Source organism: Thermococcus sp. 2319x1, from assembly GCF_001484685.1.
Lineage (GTDB): Archaea > Methanobacteriota_B > Thermococci > Thermococcales > Thermococcaceae > Thermococcus_A.
The window spans coordinates 1358847-1375477 of the sequence record NZ_CP012200.1 but is presented as its reverse complement, the minus strand read 5'-3'; the positions used below and the strand labels follow the sequence as shown (position 1 = coordinate 1375477).

The window sequence follows — 16631 nt, the reverse complement described above, 5'->3', positions numbered from 1 at the left end:
TTAATTGTGGAGGTGAGAACTTGGAATCCTTGGAGGAGGTTTTTAAGCTCGTCGATAAAATAAAGTTTGGCGAGATCGTTCTCGTTGAATACTACCGATCGTTCATACCTGAGTTTATGACGCTTGGTCTTCTGTATTATGGGAAATCACGAGGATTGCCGGTTATAATTGATGATAACTTCGATTCTCTCCACGTTATCCAGAAGCATCTTGAATCCCTTGGCATTGGGGAGGACTTTAGAGATGCCCTTGTTGTTAAAACCGGTGGAAAAAGGAACGTTGGAAACGTTGTCACAAGGGTAAAGTTTGTCAGCGAGCCGGTTATATACATAAGAAACTATGAAGAAGCAGGTGTAGCAGTCTTTTCAAAGGTTGAAAAATCCATAAACATTGTCCTCGGCCTTGAAAGGCTCTTTTCGTTTGTTTCATCGGTATCAGAATTCTATACCTTTATCCTCGCGATTCAGTCTTTCCTTGGAAATGAGAAGCGGAAGGCCTTCTATTTGGTCAATAAGGATATTGCATCTTCAATTCAGTTTAACCCTCTCCCGGAACTTGAAAGAATGGCCACTACACTAATTGAAGCCGTCCCAACACCTACGAGCAGTATTTTTACCTTCAAAAAATCCACAAGCCCGGACCTGCTTGGAAAGGAAATCGAAATCCCAGCTGGGGTGATAGGATGGAAATGACGAAGGAGATGCTTTTTGAAATAATAGACAAAACGCCATTTGGCGATTTAGTCCTCATTGAGGATGAGACATCTTACGGCTCGGCTATTGCAACGTATGTCTTTGTAAGGTACGCCCGGGAGAAGGGATTGAAAATAATGATTGACGACAACTTGGACACTCTCTTCCTGATAAAAAAGCAGTTGGAGTTTCTTGGCGTTCAAGAAGATTTTTCAGACATCCTTGTAATCAAAACTGGGGGGAAGATGGACGTTGGAAGGGTTGTGGGGAGAATTCCCCTAGAAACAGAGCCGGTGATATATTTGAGCAGATATGAGTCCATGGCAAACGAAGTCTTCTCCAAAGGAAAGTACATGAACATAGTCCTTGGCCTTGAGAGGCTTTTTGCCTTTTTGCAGGAACCTATTGAGTTCTACACGGTAATAAGCTCCATTCAAGGCTTTTTAGGGAACAAGAGCAGAAAAGCGTTTTATATAATAGACAAAAACATTGTTTCAAATCTCAAGTTCAACCCAATTCCAGAGCTGGAGGAAATAGCGACGACTGTGGTACATATCAAAGGAAAATATGGGAGGGGAAAGATTATCTTCGAAAAGACTCCATTTATAGAGCTTTTGGGCAAAGGGTTTGAGGTTTCTCTTGAGAGAGTACTCCAGTGGTGAAAATGGGGCTCTTTGACATTTTCAAAAAGAAAGAGGTGGGGGTATTTTCAAAAAGACCCGCGGCCAAGTTTAAAGTAGAGAAGGTCTTTGAAATCTCTGGCAGGGAAGTTCTGGCTGGAGAGGTTGTTGAGGGAATTATTTACCCGGGCTACAAAGTGAAGGGAAAGGGAGCAGCACTCATAAGGGAGATACAGAAGGAGAAGCAAAAGGTTGATTTTGCGCTTGAGTATGATAAAGTGGCCCTTGTTTTGGAAGGGAAACCCAGCACCAAAGCCGGGGAGATACTTGAGGTTTATCAATCCTAAGGGCTTTTAAACTCCTTCACTTATGCTTTCTTGGTGATGGGAATGATAATATTTGACAATCACTTTCATGTTGACCCCTTTAAAGGGCTGTTCTTAGAGGCGGTTGAAGAATTCCATAAAGCTGGAGGGACGCATCTCAACGTGGTTTACAAGAGTGCCCACGATTACGGATTTAATGGAATTAGAGCCGAGGACTTCATGAAGGCCATGGACTTTCACATAAGCCTTGTGGAGAGGATAAATAAAGAGACCCCAGTTAAGGCCTTTGCCGTTGTTGGGGTACATCCCGCGGAATTCGCGTACTTGGCTGAGAAGAAGGGCGTTGAATACGCCAAGAATGAGGTTATGGAGGCTTTGGAATATGCCCAAAAGCTCTGCCTTGAAGGAAAGGCCATAGCCATAGGCGAGATAGGAAGGCCGCACTACGGGGTCAGCAAGGAAATATGGGAAGCGAGCATAGAGCTCATGAAATATGGGATGGAACTGGCCAGAGAGGCGGACTGTGCTGTTCAGCTTCACACGGAGGGCTTTGATGAGGGAAAGTTCAGAGAGCTCGGGGCGATCGTCAAAGAAGTGGGTATAAAGCCCTACAGAGTTGTCAAGCATTACTCTCCCCCCTTAGTTAGGGTGGCGGAAGAGGTTGGCGTTTTTCCTTCAATTCTGGCAAGCAAAAAAGCCCTTATGGAAGCCCTAATGCAGGGAAGCAGGTTCTTGATGGAGACCGATTACATAGACGATAAAAGAAGACCCGGGGCTGTTTTAGGCCCCAAAACCGTGCCCAAAAGGACGAAAGCATTTCTCCAGCAGGGCTTGATGAGTGAGGAAACAGCCTACAAAATCCACGTTGAGAATCCAAAAAAGGTTTATGGAGTGGAGATAGAGGAATAAGGGCAGTTAAACTCTTATACCTTTTAACGAATCATTTCCCCTTCTGAATTCCTCTGGAGAAATAATAATCGGGCTTGTGAGATCCCATACTCAAGAAGTACTTCAGTAGAAATATCTATGACATCTTCAAGTGGAACGTTTACCTATTTTCTTTTGAAAACCTGCCCTTTAAGGGGATGCGGTAATTGAAGGACAACCTTTAAAGAACCGAAACTTTTTTAAACTTTATAGAGTAATAAAGCCTTGAAGAGGCAAACTTAGAACCCGATGAGACGAGGGTTTCACGTCTTCAGCTTTTCGAGCTCGTCCTTAAGGCTCTCTATTTCCCCACGAAACTTCGCTCTGAGGAGAATGCCGAGAGTTCCCACAACTCTAAGCCCCAGAGCCCTCGCCACTTCCTGGCCATCGTAGTCGTCGATCAAAATAAGTCCGGCGTTTTTAATTGCCCTTGCATCTTCGCTCTCGCCACCTTCAAGGACACACTCCCGATAAACGGCTTCGGGGATAATTATTTCCCCAAAGAACTCTCGGAGAAGTTAAAGTCTGCCAATTTTGGCAAGGTGGATCAGAGGAGTTGAATCACTCACCACGGGCAAAGGCCACGTCCTCCTCAAGTTCCCTTTCCGTGTAATGCCCGGGACTTTCCTATTGGCCAGTTCCTCAAGGAACTCTCTCTTGGTTACTCCCGCAAGCTTGGCAGCTTTTCCAAGGAGGAAAATTTCCCGCTGATATAAAATTTGCCGTGATTATATCTTCTGGAATTACTATTTCCATTTTCCCACCGTTTGATGGTTGTAGTGGAAAATATTTAAAACCTTTGTTAGACCCCAACCTTTCTCACAACTTTCACTTTCCCGGGCTTTCCTACTTCACCTTTAACCTCAAAGACCTTTCCGAAAAACTGCTCCACGACCCAGACGTTGGTTATTAGGTGCCTTGTGATTTCACTCACCCATATTTCCCCTCCCGCAAAGGCTAAAAACGGTATGAGCTGATCTCCGAGGAACTTGTCCACTCCACATCCTGTCTTTAATTGCTCTAAAAGTTCAGTTGCGGCTTCTCTTCCCACGACCTCTGCTGGCTTGCCTCTCTCTCCAAGGGCGTCTCCTCCCAGGCGAAGAACCTCTGTATTTGCCCATACGACGATTCCACTTCCCGGCCCCAGGTGGGGGTCTTTAACGGGTTCATAGTACTCCTCCCTTATTTCAACCGGCACGGAAGGATAAACCCTCTCAAGGACTTCTCTTGCAGCCTTTGACTGTCTTATGGCAACGTGGGAAGGCAACCTTACAGCGTGGCTTATTCCTTCAAAGCTGTGAAGTCTTTTAAACTCTGTAGCAACCAGCGGCTTCTTTTCTTCCCAGGGATGAACTTTACCAACGACCAAGCCTCCGCCCTTTGGATAGTGTCCCCTTCTCCTTATCTCAATTTCCGCTTTAATCCCCATCTTTTTGAGAGCGTAGAGGGTTACGTATTTGAGATAATCAACCGGCGGGCTCCAGGGGACGTCAGTTCCCCCGGTTACCTCAAAAGTGACCTCGCTATCTGCAAAGACCATCGCTGGCAGAAGGGCTTGGAGAACAAGGGTTATGCTGCCGGCAGTTTCTATGGGAACCTTAATGTGTTTTGTCTTGATACCTTTGGGATAAAATTCCAGCTCGGTTGAACCTTCTTTAGCACCCTTAACTTCTCCATTTGAAAGCTCCTTGAGGGCTAAAACGCCGTATAGGTGCTGTGGCCTTAGTCCGGGTTTTGGTCTCTTAGCACGGATGTTTATTACCTTAACAGCTTCCCCCGTGATGACTGAAAGAGCCAGCGCAGTCCTTAATATCTGTCCACCGCCCTCTCCATAGCTTCCATCAATAACCCTCATTCCCTTCACCGAGAAATAATGCAAGAGTTTCCTTTAAAAGTTCTTCTGACTGTTTGTTGGGCTTTTTCTCTTTAAGCCTTTTGAGGAGCTTTGAGATGGTTAAGAGAGTTCTGAAAGTTCTTTTTTCTTTGGGTATTTTTTCCACAGCTTCATCCGACACTTTTACCCCGGTCTTTTCCTCCAGGAGTTCCTTGAATTCCTCTTGGCTTAGATATGGCAGCTTTATCTTCACGGGTAGGTCATACTTTTCTGTGTTTTTGCTTTCTACTATCAGCGTGAACTCCACGGGAACTTTGAAGCCCTTAATCTTTGCACTTCCTTTTTCCTTAATCCTCATGAGTTTCTCAACAAGTTTCTCGGGAGGCTCTCGGAGTATTAGAAATCCCCTATGGGCTTTTAAGAAAAGAGGAGCGTCATAACCCTCTCCTCTCTCTTTAACTTCAAAATCTTCCAGAGAATCAACGTAACTGTCCCAAACCACTATCGGGGGTTTTATTAGGAGCTCTTTTCCTCTCTTTATTACTTCGTGGAGCTCGCTATTAAAAAGCCGAAGTCTCAGCGAGCCAAGTTCGAGGACTTCTGGGATTTTAACGGCTCCCTTGATAGCTTCTTTCAAAACCTCAGGAATGGGAAGCTCCGCGTGGTTTATTATCAGTGTATCTTCCATGAGCTCCAGAGCTTTGAGCCTTTCGATAAATCTCGGCGGGAGGTTTAGGCTTTTGAGCTCAACTCTAACAGGTTCTTCTTTTAAGTCTTCTTTGGATTTTATCTCCCTTAAAAGATCTTTGCTGAGGGAGGTTATCTGGTATATCTCTTTTTTCCCTTGCAGATAGAGAACCCCGTTTGAGAGAAGCCTTAACCCAAGACGGCCAAGAAAAGAAGAAAGCTCGCTTTCGGTTCGCGTGCTTATTATCTCTTTCCCTTCAACATCCTCATACCCCTTATCCACCACAACGAAATCTGCGGGGTGGATTCCCTTTTCGTATAGAAATCTCTCCAGGATATCTTTGGCTAGTTCCTCATTTTCTGCATAGACTTTTATGAACTCTACCTCGCCGTTTTTTCTAACTCCAATAAAAACTACTCCACTGTATCTTTCTTTAGGTGTAAGCAGATCGGTCTCCATGATTCTTTCTTTGCCCCCCTAAAAGCTTTTTCAAAGGCTCATAAAGCCGAGCGGTTCTCCCGTGTCAAGGTTTACTATCCTTATTTCTCTCTTTCTCGTGTCCAAGAACGCCACACTCTTTACTCCGCTGACGTATCCGCAGACTTCACCGGGATTAAGAACTATGCTCCTCCCGGTTTCCCTTATCTCATATTTATGTGTATGCCCCCTTATCACAACATCGTAAAGCTGGCTCCTTATAAATGCCTCAACTACCTTTTCATTTGTGCCGTGAAGGAGAACTATCTTAAGCCCCTCCAGTTCGAGTTCCATTATTTCTTCCTCTATTCCAATTGCCCTTTTGAGACCTTCCCTCTCACCATCGTTGTTGCCAAAGACCCCTTTTAGGGGGGCATTTAGCTTTGAAAGTTCTTTTTTGACGAATGGTGCCACATAATCGCCTGCGTGAAGTACAAGATCAACGTTTTCCTTGTTGAAAAGCTCAACAGCCCTTGCTATGGCCGGAAGGTTGTCATGGGTGTCGCTCATTATCCCTATCAGCATACGACCACCTCTGTATAGTCAGGCTGGAGAGTTTATATTTTTATCTTCGGTGGGCTAAAGCTTAAGAACTTCAGTTCGTCAACAATCTATACGATGAGAGGGTGAAAGGTAATGCTGGTCGGGAGGGCGTTGATTCCGGTCAAGGTGTTAAAATCATTTGGAAGCTGGAAAGCGGGGGATACTCCCTTAGTTGAAGATTGGAAGGCCAAAGAACTTTGGGAAAGAGGTATAGTGGAGATTGTGGATGAGAGTGAGAAAATCATCCGCGAACTTGAGAAGGTTATAAACGAAGAAAAAAACAGCGAGCCGATAACGTCAATTCCAGAGGGACTGTATGAAAGGGCTGAGTTCTATATTTATTACCTTGAAAATTATGTAAAAGCAAAGACCGATGTGGATGTAGAAGTTTTAAATGCCAAAATGACCAAGCTCTCCAATCTAAAGAGGAAATACCAGTATCTCAAGCGTCTCCGCTTTAACAAGATAATCAACGCGATAATGTTCAGACCCGGGAGCTTGGAGATCCTGAGCAGGCTTTCATTGGAGGAAAAAAGGATATACCTTCAGATATCTCGAATTAGAAATGAGTGGTTGGGTGAGAAGTGATGGACAAAGGGGAGATGATAGAGAGATTTGTGAAGTTTCTCAGAGAATATACCGATGACAGCGGGAACAAGGTTTATTTAGATGAAATAAGGGATGTGCTGACAGTTGTTCCTAGGAGATATATTGCAATAAACTGGGAACATTTGAACGCCTTTGATCCCGAACTCGCTGGAGAGCTTATAGACAATCCCGAAGAAGTTATCCTTGCGGCTGAAGATGCTCTTCAAATAATCCTGCAGGAGGATTTCTTTAGGAAGGAACCTTTTCTGATTCATGCCCGTTTTCATGGTCTGCCAAAGAGCTACCTTGTGAAGGAGCTCGGGAGTGAGCATATAAACAAATTCATCCAAGTTGAGGGAATAATAACAAGGATGACCGAGGTAAAGCCCTTCGTTTCCAGGGCGGTTTACATCTGCAAAGATTGCGGACATGAGATGGTGAGACTTCAAAAACCGTATGCGAATTTAATCAGGCCCAACAAATGTGAAGCCTGTGGAAGCAGGAACGTTGAGCTTGACGTTGATAAGAGCACTTTTCTAAACTTTCAGAGTTTTAGACTCCAAGACAGGCCTGAGAGCCTTAAGGGTGGACAAATGCCCCGTTTTGTTGACGTGATTTTGCTTGACGATCTCGTGGATATTGCCCTTCCGGGAGATAGAGTGGTTATAACCGGAATTCTGAGAGTTGTTTTAGAGCAGAAGGATAAGAGACCAATATTCCGGAAGATAATAGAGGCAAACTATGTGGAACAGTTAAGCAAGGAAATAGAAGAGCTTGAAATAACTCCGGAGGATGAGCAGAAGATTAAGGAGCTTGCAAAAAGGAAGGACATCGTTGATGTAATAGTTGACTCAATTGCTCCCGCCATTTATGGAATGAAAAAGGAAAAACTCGGAATTGCCCTGGCATTATTTGGGGGGAACACGAAGCAACTTCCAGATGGGACAAGACTAAGAGGAGAGAGCCACGTTCTACTTGTAGGAGACCCTGGAGTAGCCAAATCTCAAATACTCCGTTATGTGGCGAATTTAGCGCCGAGGGCTATTTATACCAGTGGGAAGAGCTCGAGCGCCGCTGGTCTGTGTGTTGCCCCAGACTCCCTCATAATAACAGAAAACGGCACATGGGAGCTTGGAAAGCTCACTGAAGACTGGATTAAAGACGTAGGGGCAATTAAATACTCCGAGGGTATTTATTACGCCCCCTATCTCGGAGAGAGCTTTTCGTTCAGCGAAGGAAAAATCAAGAAATCGCCAATGAGCAAGGTGTGGAAACTAAAATCTCCGAGAGAGCTTATCATGTTAAAAACAAACACAGGAAAAGAGGTTATAACAACTCCCGAGACCCAATTGCTGGTGTTCAAAGATGGCAGCTTCAAGTGGAAGAAATCTGAAGATATTCAGCAAGGGGATTATGTGGTAACACTTAGAAAGATCGAAGTTGAAGAGAAACCGCTTTATGTTATCGAAATGCTCCAAGATCTTGATGAGCTCGTTTTGTATGGGATTAAGGAGGATGTAAAAAGGTTAATTGAGAAAATAAGAAAAGAAAAAGCCATAACAAAGAGAGAACTTGCAAAAATTTTTGGGGTAAACGAGAATAATCATAACTGGGTGAATGAGAGAGCAAGGGGCAATATTACCATGAAACACCTGAAGAAGCTCGTTGAGCTTGCAGAAGTGCCGCTTTCATCAATTCATCCCAGAGAGGTTGCTCTTCAAGATGGAAAAAGAATCAGAATACCCAAACTCCTTGATGAGAAGTTTGCTTATTTTGCTGGACTAATTGCGGGAGATGGGTACGTATCCCAAGCTGGGGGAGTTTCTGTGAGATTCTCTAACAGGAGCAGCGAAATGAGAAGAAAATTCAAGGAACTCGCTGAGTATCTTTTTGGAATAGAGGTTAAGGAGAATGCGCAAGGGGACGGAGTTTCGGCAGTACACTTTCATTCAAAGGTAGTTGCTCATCTTCTCAAAAAGCTGGGCGTTCCACTTTCACCAAAGTCTGAAAAGGTGGATATTCCCCCGGAACTCTTTGCAGCACCAAAAGAAGTCTTAGCTGCCTATCTTAGGGGAGTCTTCGATTGTAACGGAACGGTTGTTCTAAGAAATAAAGGGTCGTCATACATAGAATTCGATACCCCAAGTGAAAAGCTTGCTAAAAAGATTCAGCTGGCACTTCTTCGCTTTGGTGTAGTCTCCCACTTAAGGAAGAGAAACAGAAAGGGATATGTTAGTGAGATAAACGGAAGAAGAGTTGTTTCTAAACACGATAGATGGGAGCTCAGGATATATGGTGAAAACATCATTCACTTTGCGAGGGAAATTGGGTTTGAACATCCCGAGAAGAAAGCCCGCCTTGAAGAGCTGGTCAGAAAGCTAAGAGCCTCAAAAAGAGATACCAACATCGACGTTATTCCTGGTATCGGGGGCTTGCTCCGGAAGATAAGAACCTTCTATGGAATGGGCATTGAAGAAACCTACGGCACAAAATTTGGTTCTGCCATTGAGCATGGGCGTCCAATATCAAGAAGACTCCTCAAAAGGGTTCTTGAGAACCTTGAGAAAGCTGATATCGAAAGAGTTCCCGTTGAACTGCCCAATGAGCTCAGAGTTAGAATTGGCGAAGTTATGGAACCAAAAGAAATCGGGCTTAAGAGGGAGGAGTTCTACGAGCTGTTCAAGAGGAAGAGAAGTAGAAAAATAAATTACGCACTTCTTGTTAAAGTTGCAAGAGCTCTTGCAGAGAGAGATGAAAAAGTGTACAGAGAGCTTGTTTGGATTTTAAGCGACGTGACTGCAGAGGAAATTGAGATACGTGAGAAAATTGAGTTCCTCAGAAAGCTTGCCAACTCGGAGTTGCTCTTTGAGAGAGTCAGGGAGAGCAAGAGAATAAAAAGTCTTTACGAATACGTCTATGATATCACCGTTGAAGGTTCTCACAGCTTTATTGCCAACGGATTCGTAGTCCACAATACAGCCGCCGCAGTGCGCGATGAACTAACCGGCTCTTGGGTTTTGGAGGCTGGAGTTCTTGTTTTAGCCGATATGGGGATTGCACTCATTGACGAGATAGACAAGATGAGTGATAGAGATAGGAGTTCCATACACGAAGCCCTTGAGCAGCAAACTGTTAGCATATCAAAGGCTGGGATTACGGCAACACTGAATGCAAGAACTACGGTTATAGCTGCCGCCAATCCCAAATATGGGAGGTTTAACAGGATGAAATCCCTTCCGGAGCAGGTGGATTTGCCCCCAACACTCCTAAGCAGGTTTGACCTCATATTTGTTCTTCTCGATGAGCCCGATGAAAAACTTGACTCTGAGATAGCCGAGCACATACTTAAGGTCAGGAAGGGCGAGGCAGAGGCAGTTGCTCCAAAGATACCGCATGAGCTTCTCAAAAAGTACATAGCCTATGCAAGAAAGAACATCAAACCAGTGCTCAGTAAAGAGGCAATGGAAGAAATCAAGCGGTACTACGTTAAGATGAGAAGGACAATAGGGAGAGGAGGTAATGAAGAAGGCATCAAGCCTATTCCAATCACTGCAAGACAGCTTGAGGCCCTTATAAGGCTTAGCGAAGCCCATGCAAAAATGAGACTGAGCGAGATTGTCACAAAAGAAGACGCCAGAGCTGCAATTGAGCTTATGGAGTATACACTACGGAAAACGGCAATGGATGAAGAAGGAAACATTGACGTTAGCATCTTGGAGGTTGGAAAATCATCAAAGAAGATCAACAAGATGGACAGGATTCTCAGCATAATAAAAGAACTCCAGGAGTTAGAAGATTATGGGGCTCCAAAAGAGGAAATAATAAAAGAGGCTAGCAAATACGGGATAGGAAAGAGTGAGGTTGAGAAAATATTGGAAGAGCTTAAGGCCAACTCAATGATATACGAACCCCGCTCAGGCTATTACAAGGTTTTGTAAAAAGGTTAATAAGGCGAAGATAGAACCTATAGCGAGGTGAGAAAAATGGAGTACGATTATTATGATTATGAGAAGCTTTTGGAAAAAGCGTATGAAGAACTTCCGGAGAACGTTAAGCATCACGAATCAAGGTTTGAGGTTCCTGCTGCGGTGGTAACAATCGAGGGCAACAGAACTATGATCGAGAACTTCAGGGATATCGCTGAGGCGATGAACAGAGATCCAAATCATCTGCTTAAGTTTATCTTAAGGGAAATCGCCACTGCAGGTGTCTTGGAAGGAAGAAGAGCCGTCCTGCAGGGACGCTTTACACCGTATCTCATAGCAAACAAGATGAAGAAATACCTCAAGGAGTACGTCATATGCCCCGTGTGTGGCTCACCGGACACAAAGATCATAAAGAAAGACCGCTTCCACTTCTTGAAGTGTGAGGCCTGTGGTGCTGAAACCCCAATAGCCCATCTCTGAGCTTCTCTACATTTTTTGTTTGTGTACATGTACTCTTCTGGACATTTTATGGCTATGAAAATCCTTTTAAAGGGGTTTACAAACTACAAATTAGTTAACAAATGGTTATGGGGGCAACTCTTATGAGCATGGAGGAAAAAGTGAAGGAACTCTATGAAAAGAAGGAGAAAATTCTGAAGATGGGTGGAGAAGAAAATGTGGCAAAGCAGCATGAAAAAGGAAAGCTCACGGCGAGAGAAAGAATCGAAAAACTCCTTGATCCGGGAAGTTTTGTGGAGATAGGGATGTTCGTTAAGCACAGAAACACAGAGTTTGACCTTGACAAGATGGAACTACCAGCAGATGGAGTTATCACCGGCTATGGGACGATCGACGGCAGATTGGTCTTCGTTTATGCTCAAGATTTCACCGTTATGGGCGGTTCCCTTGGAGAAATGCACGCGGCAAAGATAAAGCGCATCATGGAGCTGGCTTTAGAGGCAGGAGCGCCGGTGATAGGACTCAACGACTCCGGTGGGGCGAGAATTCAAGAGGGCGTTGATTCCCTCAAGGGCTACGGTGAGATATTCAAGATGAACACTGTTCTTAGTGGAGTAGTCCCCCAGATTACAGCCATTATGGGCCCGTGTGCAGGCGGAGCAGTTTACAGCCCGGCAATTGGAGACTTTATCCTCATGGTTGACAATCCCTCAAGCTTCATGTTCATCACCGGTCCCCAAGTAGTAAAGGCAGTCACCGGTGTGGAGGTTTCTCCAATTCAGCTTGGTGGTGCAATGGTCCATGCCCAAAAGAGTGGACAGGCTCATTTAATAGGAAAGAGTGACGAAGAAGTTTTAATGCTCATAAGAAGGTTGGTAAGCTACCTCCCATCAAACAACATGGAGAAGCCGCCCAGGTATCCAACCAACGACCCACCGTTTAGAAAAAGCGAGAAGCTCTATGAAATAGTTCCAGATGATCCCAACAAAGGTTACGATGTGAGGCAGGTCATCTATGAGATTGTTGATAGAGATGCCAACGGAAATCCGGACTTCCTTGAGATACTTCCCTACTTTGCTCCAAATGCCGTTGTAGGCTTTGGAAGAATGAACGGACAAACGGTTGGAATTGTGGCAAACAACCCAATTCACTTGGCGGGAGTTCTTGATATAGACAGCTCCGACAAAATTGCACGCTTTGTTAGAACCTGTGACGCCTTCAACATCCCGATAGTAACTTTGGTTGATGTTCCCGGTTACTTGCCGGGAGTTCAGCAAGAATACGGTGGAATCATAAGGCACGGTGCGAAGGTTCTTTACGCTTACTCGGAGGCAACAGTCCCAATGGTCACAGTAATCCTGAGAAAAGCTTACGGTGGGGCCTATCTGGCAATGGGTTCAAAACACCTTGGAGCTGATTTTGTCTTCGCTTGGCCAACGGCTGAGATAGCCGTTATGGGACCGGAAGGAGCGGCAAATATCATCTTTAGAAAGGAGATCGCCAAAGCGGAAAACCCGGAAGCAGTTAGACAAGAAAAGATAAGGGAATACAGAGAGAAGTTCGCTAACCCATATGTTGCCGCAAGCAGAGGCTACATAGATGATGTCATAGACCCGGCGGAAACAAGAGGAAAGATAATAATGGCTTTGGAAGCTTTGGAAAGCAAGCGCGTAAAGCTTCCACCAAAGAAGCACGGCAATATTCCTCTGTGAGGTGCGAAAAATGGTCACTTGGGAGTTTTTCCTTGAGGGCCTTTATATTACCATTTTGGGCGTTGCAGTGGTTTTCCTAGTGCTGGGCATATTAGCTTTGGCAATGTACGGTATAGGATACCTTGAAAGGGTGTTGATTGAGAGGGAAAAAGCGGAAGTTAAGCCCTTGCCTAAGGAAGAGAAGGTAGTTGCTGAAGAGAAGCCTTCAATTGAACCAAAGAAGCTCGCCATAATTACCGCCGCGATTTTGGCCTACATAGCAGAGAAGAACGCCCAACTTAGACCTTTGCCGTTTAAAAAGAAACCTTCCGATGTCTGGCGTTTGTACGGTATTCAATCCCAGATTGAGGAGGTTGAAAACTTTAACTACGAAATGGGGGCATGGTGAGGATGAAAGGTAAAGTTAAGGTCATTGTTGATGGTGTTCCTTATGAAGTTGAGGTTGAAGAGCTCGGTGGAGGAAAGTTCAAAGTTAGCTTTGAGGGAGAAAGTTACGAAGTTGAGGCCAAAGAGCTTGGAATTCCCATGGGAGCCCTTCAAGCTCCTTCAGCAGCTCCTGTTCAGGTCGGTGCTCCTGTCGCTACTCCTGCGCCAGCTCCGGTATCAGTTCCTTCGGCTTCGGTTGGGGTTCCTGCGGTGCCTGCTCCGGCGGCGGCTGGTGAGGAAGTGGTTTCTGCGCCTATGCCGGGTAAGGTTCTTAGGGTTTTGGTTGGGGAGGGTGATGAGGTTAGGGTTGGTCAGGGGTTGGTCATTTTAGAGGCTATGAAGATGGAGAATGAGATTCCTTCGCCGAGGGATGGTGTTGTGAAGAGGATTCTTGTCAAGGAAGGAGACACCGTCGACACAGGACAACCACTAATAGAACTCGGGTGATGGGGAATGGGAATTGAGCAGGCAATACTTGACTTCTTTGCCAACATAGGCCTCTTTCATCTAACAATAGGGAACGTGGTAATGATAATTGTTGGCTTCACCCTGATGTATTTGGCCATAAGGTATGAAATGGAACCATTGTTGTTGCTCCCGATTGGAATAAGTGCTGTGCTGGTGAACCTTCCACTAACCGGTATCTTAAGCGCCGATCCAGAGCATCCAGGGCTGTTCTTCCTAATTAAGCGCTATCTCATTGACACGGAGGTTGTGCCATTGCTAATCTTCTTTGGACTTGGAGCAATGACGGATTTTGGTCCAATGATCGCCGATCCAAAGACTGCACTGCTTGGTGCAGCGGCTCAGATTGGTGTCTTCATTGCAATGCTTACCGCAGTAGCCTTAGGCTTCAACCTCCAAGAGGCGGCATCTATCGGTATCATTGGCGGTGCCGACGGGCCAACGACAATTTATCTAACCACTAAGCTCGCTCCCCATTTACTTGGAGCAACTGCAGTGGCTGCTTATTCCTACATGAGCCTCGTCCCAATAATCCAGCCCCCAGTTATTAAAGCCTTAACAACTCCGGAAGAGAGAAAGATCAGAATGGAACAGCTAAGGCCGGTTTCAAAGAGGGAGAAGGTTATTTTCCCAATAGCTTCAATAATAATCATCGGCCTCCTTGTGCCCTCAGCGGCTCCTCTTGTTGGAATGCTCATGATTGGCAACCTTTTCAGGGAAAGCGGTGTTGTTGAAAGGCTTAGCAAAGCTGCAAGAGAAGAGCTAATGAACATCGTCACGATCTTCCTTGGACTTGGTATTGGGTCAACAATGCAGGCGGAGAGCTTTCTAACTTTGAGCACTATAAAAATCCTCTTCCTTGGTGTCATAGCGTTTGCAACGGCAACTGCCGGCGGGGTATTACTGGGTAAGGTCATGATGAAGCTCAGCGGTGGAAAGATAAACCCAATGATCGGTGCTGCCGGTGTTTCAGCTGTTCCAATGAGCGCGAGGGTTGTTCAAAAGCTTGCCACAAAGGAAGACCCCGGAAACTTCATACTAATGCATGCAATGGGGCCAAACGTTGCTGGAGTTATAGGAACTGCAGTCGTTGCTGGAGTTCTGCTCTCGGTACTCGGCTAATTCCTTTTTAGATTTTTTCTGTTCTCAGGTTGGTTTCAGTTGTATTTCTCTGAGAAAGGATTTTAAAGGAGAAAAGTAAAAACTAAGAAGAGAAATCACATCATGCCGGGCATTCCGCCCATTTCACCCGTTTCTCCCTCTCCACCTTTGCCTTTGCCCTTTGAAAGCTTTGCTGCGATAACGTCGTCGATTCTAAGTATCATTATTGCAACTTCACTTGCGCTCTTTATGGCTTGTCTCTTAACCCTGGCTGGCTCGATGACACCTTTCTCGAGCATATCGGCCGGTTCCCCGGCAAAGACATCAACACCAATTGCTTTTCCTTTGTTCTTGTGCTCGCTTATGGCCTTAACGAGGACGTCTATTGTGTCAAGTCCAGCATTTTCTGCGAGGGTTTTTGGAATGATTTTCAATGCCTCAGCGAAGGCCTCAACTGCAAGCTGCTCCTTTCCACCCACTTGCTTTGCAAACTCATCCAACCTTATGCTGAGCTCAATCTCTGTGGCTCCTCCTCCCGGCAAGATTGCACCGTCTTCCATGACGTCCTTGACGACTTTGATGGCATCTTCAAGGGCTCTCTCGACTTCATCTACAACGTGCTCTGTTCCACCCCTGATGAGTATTGTAACCGCCTTTGGATTCTTGCAGCCCTCAACGAATATCATGTTTTCGCCAGCGACTTTCCTTTCCTCAACAAGCTCGGCATAGCCGAGGTCTTCACTTGTCAGGTCTTTAACGTTTGTGACAATCTTAGCGCCCGTGGCTTTGGCAAGCTTCTCCATGTCGCTCTTCTTAACTCTCCTTACCGCTAAGATACCGTGCTTTGCAAGGTAGTGTTGTGCTAAGTCGTCAATTCCCTTCTGGCAGAAGAAGACGTTAGCCCCTGTTGTCGCTATTTGTTCCACCATCTCTTGGAGCATCCTTTCCTCCTGCTCGAGAAATGCATAGAGCTGGTCTGGGCTGGTGATGTTTATCTTTGCATCTGTTTCGGTCTTTTTAACCTCAAGAGCATCGTTTATGAGGGCTATTTTTGCGTTTTCAACTTTCTTTGGCATTCTTGGGTGGACTCTTTCCTTGTCAATAACTACACCCTTGATAAGCTGGGTGTCTCTTACACTTCCACCCTCCTTCTTCTCAAGCTTGATGTTGTCAATGTCCACCGCATATGCCCCGTTAATCTTTTCGGCAACCTGCTTAACTGCCTCAACGGCAAGCTTTGCCAAAAGTTCTTTGTGGCTCTCGGCATTCTTACCGGTTATTGAAGTTGAGGCTATTTTTGTGAGGATTTCCTCGTTGTCTGGTTCAACTGAGATTGCCATGCTGTCAATTATCTCTTGGGCCTTCTCGGCTGCAAGGGTGTAACCCTTAATAATTATGCTCGGGTGGATGTTTTGGTCTAAAAGTTCTTCAGCCTTTGCTAAGAGTTCTCCCGCAATTACAACGGCTGAAGTTGTTCCATCGCCAGCTTCTTTGTCTTGAGTTTTAGCGATTTCAATAATCATCTTGGCAGCTGGATGCTGGACATCAATTTGCTCCAAAATCGTTGCACCGTCGTTTGTAATTACTATGTCACCAAGGCTGTCGACAAGCATTTTATCCATACCCTTGGGACCAAGGGTGGTTCTTACTGTCTCTGCAATAACTCTAGCGGCCAAAATGTTCAATCTCTGAGCATCTCTTCCAACGTATCTCTGGGTTCCTTCGGGAAGAATAACAACAGGCTGTCCACCTTGTCCTACCATCATTTCAATTGCCTCCATCTATTAAACAAGAGCCTTTCGTTAGTGCTCTATAAAAAGATTTCTATTCAAAAGGCCAGATTTAGT

17 protein-coding genes are annotated in these 16631 nt (G+C 45.2%); 11 read left to right on the top strand and 6 right to left on the bottom strand.

The annotated features are described in order from the left end of the window. The first annotated feature begins 20 nt into the window (after nt 1-20). Genes ADU37_RS07740 through ADU37_RS07725 form a run of 4 tightly spaced genes read left to right on the top strand, consistent with a single transcriptional unit; the run spans nt 21 to nt 2547 of the window. The gene (locus ADU37_RS07740) at nt 21-692 is read left to right on the top strand and encodes a DUF257 family protein (RefSeq protein ID WP_058947053.1); all 672 of its coding nucleotides are present in this window, start codon (nt 21-23) and stop codon (nt 690-692) included. Then, nucleotides 683-1354, top strand: a complete 672-nt coding sequence (locus ADU37_RS07735; RefSeq protein ID WP_058947052.1) for a DUF257 family protein — start codon at nt 683-685, stop codon at nt 1352-1354. The genes ADU37_RS07740 and ADU37_RS07735 overlap by 10 nt, the downstream gene beginning before the upstream one ends. Nucleotides 1355-1356: 2 nt before the next feature. After that, the gene (gene pbp11, locus ADU37_RS07730; protein ID WP_058947051.1) at nt 1357-1659 is read left to right on the top strand and encodes a tRNA-binding protein Pbp11; all 303 of its coding nucleotides are present in this window, start codon (nt 1357-1359) and stop codon (nt 1657-1659) included. 42 nt (nt 1660-1701) lie between these two features. Then, nucleotides 1702-2547: a TatD family hydrolase gene (locus ADU37_RS07725; RefSeq protein WP_058947050.1), complete on the top strand. Its 846-nt coding sequence runs from the start codon at nt 1702-1704 to the stop codon at nt 2545-2547. A gap of 281 nt (nt 2548-2828) precedes the next feature. Here ADU37_RS07725 and ADU37_RS11655 read toward each other — a convergent pair whose 3' ends face one another. The 5 genes from ADU37_RS11655 to ADU37_RS07710 form a co-directional block, all read right to left on the bottom strand. Continuing rightward, nucleotides 2829-2969, bottom strand: a complete 141-nt coding sequence (locus tag ADU37_RS11655) for a DUF3368 domain-containing protein (RefSeq protein WP_238981936.1) — start codon at nt 2967-2969, stop codon at nt 2829-2831. A 114-nt stretch (nt 2970-3083) separates the two neighbouring features. After that, entirely contained in the window at nt 3084-3266 is a 183-nt protein-coding gene (locus ADU37_RS11040) for a UPF0175 family protein (RefSeq protein ID WP_238982021.1), read from the bottom strand. Between the two features lie 101 nt (nt 3267-3367). Continuing rightward, nucleotides 3368-4420 (bottom strand): RNA 3'-terminal phosphate cyclase, encoded by a 1053-nt coding sequence (gene rtcA / locus ADU37_RS07720; RefSeq protein ID WP_058947049.1) that lies wholly within the window; start codon nt 4418-4420, stop codon nt 3368-3370. After that, the gene (locus tag ADU37_RS07715) at nt 4407-5546 is read right to left on the bottom strand and encodes a hypothetical protein (RefSeq protein WP_058947048.1); all 1140 of its coding nucleotides are present in this window, start codon (nt 5544-5546) and stop codon (nt 4407-4409) included. Before ADU37_RS07715 ends, rtcA begins: the two co-directional genes overlap by 14 nt. A 30-nt stretch (nt 5547-5576) precedes the next feature. Continuing rightward, nucleotides 5577-6089, bottom strand: a complete 513-nt coding sequence (locus ADU37_RS07710) for a metallophosphoesterase (protein WP_058947047.1) — start codon at nt 6087-6089, stop codon at nt 5577-5579. A 111-nt stretch (nt 6090-6200) separates the two neighbouring features. On the opposite strand from ADU37_RS07710, the gene ADU37_RS07705 reads away from it, so the two are divergent. From ADU37_RS07705 to ADU37_RS07675, 7 genes are all read left to right on the top strand, one after another. After that, nucleotides 6201-6695 (top strand): hypothetical protein, encoded by a 495-nt coding sequence (locus ADU37_RS07705; RefSeq protein ID WP_058947046.1) that lies wholly within the window; start codon nt 6201-6203, stop codon nt 6693-6695. Then, nucleotides 6695-10633, top strand: a complete 3939-nt coding sequence (locus ADU37_RS11035) for an LAGLIDADG family homing endonuclease (protein WP_082663040.1) — start codon at nt 6695-6697, stop codon at nt 10631-10633. Before ADU37_RS07705 ends, ADU37_RS11035 begins: the two co-directional genes overlap by 1 nt. 45 nt (nt 10634-10678) lie before the next feature. After that, a complete protein-coding gene (locus ADU37_RS07695; protein WP_058947045.1) occupies nt 10679-11101 on the top strand; it encodes a translation initiation factor IF-2 subunit beta in 423 nt (140 codons plus the stop codon). Between the two features lie 122 nt (nt 11102-11223). After that, on the top strand, nt 11224-12792 hold the full coding sequence (locus ADU37_RS07690) for a carboxyl transferase domain-containing protein (protein WP_058947657.1): 1569 nt from the start codon (nt 11224-11226) through the stop codon (nt 12790-12792). Nucleotides 12793-12802: 10 nt separating this feature from the next. Continuing rightward, nucleotides 12803-13180: an OadG family protein gene (locus ADU37_RS07685; RefSeq protein ID WP_058947044.1), complete on the top strand. Its 378-nt coding sequence runs from the start codon at nt 12803-12805 to the stop codon at nt 13178-13180. Between the two features lie 2 nt (nt 13181-13182). Continuing rightward, nucleotides 13183-13665: an acetyl-CoA carboxylase biotin carboxyl carrier protein subunit gene (locus ADU37_RS07680; protein ID WP_058947043.1), complete on the top strand. Its 483-nt coding sequence runs from the start codon at nt 13183-13185 to the stop codon at nt 13663-13665. 6 nt (nt 13666-13671) lie between these two features. Beyond that, on the top strand, nt 13672-14805 hold the full coding sequence (locus ADU37_RS07675; RefSeq protein ID WP_058947042.1) for a sodium ion-translocating decarboxylase subunit beta: 1134 nt from the start codon (nt 13672-13674) through the stop codon (nt 14803-14805). Nucleotides 14806-14900: 95 nt separating this feature from the next. Here ADU37_RS07675 and thsB read toward each other — a convergent pair whose 3' ends face one another. Then, nucleotides 14901-16547 (bottom strand): thermosome subunit beta, encoded by a 1647-nt coding sequence (thsB, locus tag ADU37_RS07670; RefSeq protein WP_058947656.1) that lies wholly within the window; start codon nt 16545-16547, stop codon nt 14901-14903. Between the last annotated feature and the right edge of the window lie 84 nt (nt 16548-16631).

What these genes read in the sequence shown, in the direction of transcription:
- ADU37_RS07735 (WP_058947052.1), top strand. Translation starts at nt 683, where the DNA reads ATGGAAATGACGAAGGAGATGCTTTTTGAAATAATAGACAAAACGCCA.
- pbp11 (WP_058947051.1), top strand. Translation starts at nt 1,357, where the DNA reads ATGGGGCTCTTTGACATTTTCAAAAAGAAAGAGGTGGGGGTATTTTCA.
- ADU37_RS07725 (WP_058947050.1), top strand. Translation starts at nt 1,702, where the DNA reads ATGATAATATTTGACAATCACTTTCATGTTGACCCCTTTAAAGGGCTG.
- rtcA (WP_058947049.1), bottom strand. Translation starts at nt 4,420, where the DNA reads ATGAGGGTTATTGATGGAAGCTATGGAGAGGGCGGTGGACAGATATTA.
- ADU37_RS07715 (WP_058947048.1), bottom strand. Translation starts at nt 5,546, where the DNA reads ATGGAGACCGATCTGCTTACACCTAAAGAAAGATACAGTGGAGTAGTT.
- ADU37_RS07710 (WP_058947047.1), bottom strand. Translation starts at nt 6,089, where the DNA reads ATGCTGATAGGGATAATGAGCGACACCCATGACAACCTTCCGGCCATA.
- ADU37_RS07705 (WP_058947046.1), top strand. Translation starts at nt 6,201, where the DNA reads ATGCTGGTCGGGAGGGCGTTGATTCCGGTCAAGGTGTTAAAATCATTT.
- ADU37_RS11035 (WP_082663040.1), top strand. Translation starts at nt 6,695, where the DNA reads ATGGACAAAGGGGAGATGATAGAGAGATTTGTGAAGTTTCTCAGAGAA.
- ADU37_RS07695 (WP_058947045.1), top strand. Translation starts at nt 10,679, where the DNA reads ATGGAGTACGATTATTATGATTATGAGAAGCTTTTGGAAAAAGCGTAT.
- ADU37_RS07690 (WP_058947657.1), top strand. Translation starts at nt 11,224, where the DNA reads ATGAGCATGGAGGAAAAAGTGAAGGAACTCTATGAAAAGAAGGAGAAA.
- ADU37_RS07685 (WP_058947044.1), top strand. Translation starts at nt 12,803, where the DNA reads ATGGTCACTTGGGAGTTTTTCCTTGAGGGCCTTTATATTACCATTTTG.
- ADU37_RS07680 (WP_058947043.1), top strand. Translation starts at nt 13,183, where the DNA reads ATGAAAGGTAAAGTTAAGGTCATTGTTGATGGTGTTCCTTATGAAGTT.
- ADU37_RS07675 (WP_058947042.1), top strand. Translation starts at nt 13,672, where the DNA reads ATGGGAATTGAGCAGGCAATACTTGACTTCTTTGCCAACATAGGCCTC.
- thsB (WP_058947656.1), bottom strand. Translation starts at nt 16,547, where the DNA reads ATGGTAGGACAAGGTGGACAGCCTGTTGTTATTCTTCCCGAAGGAACC.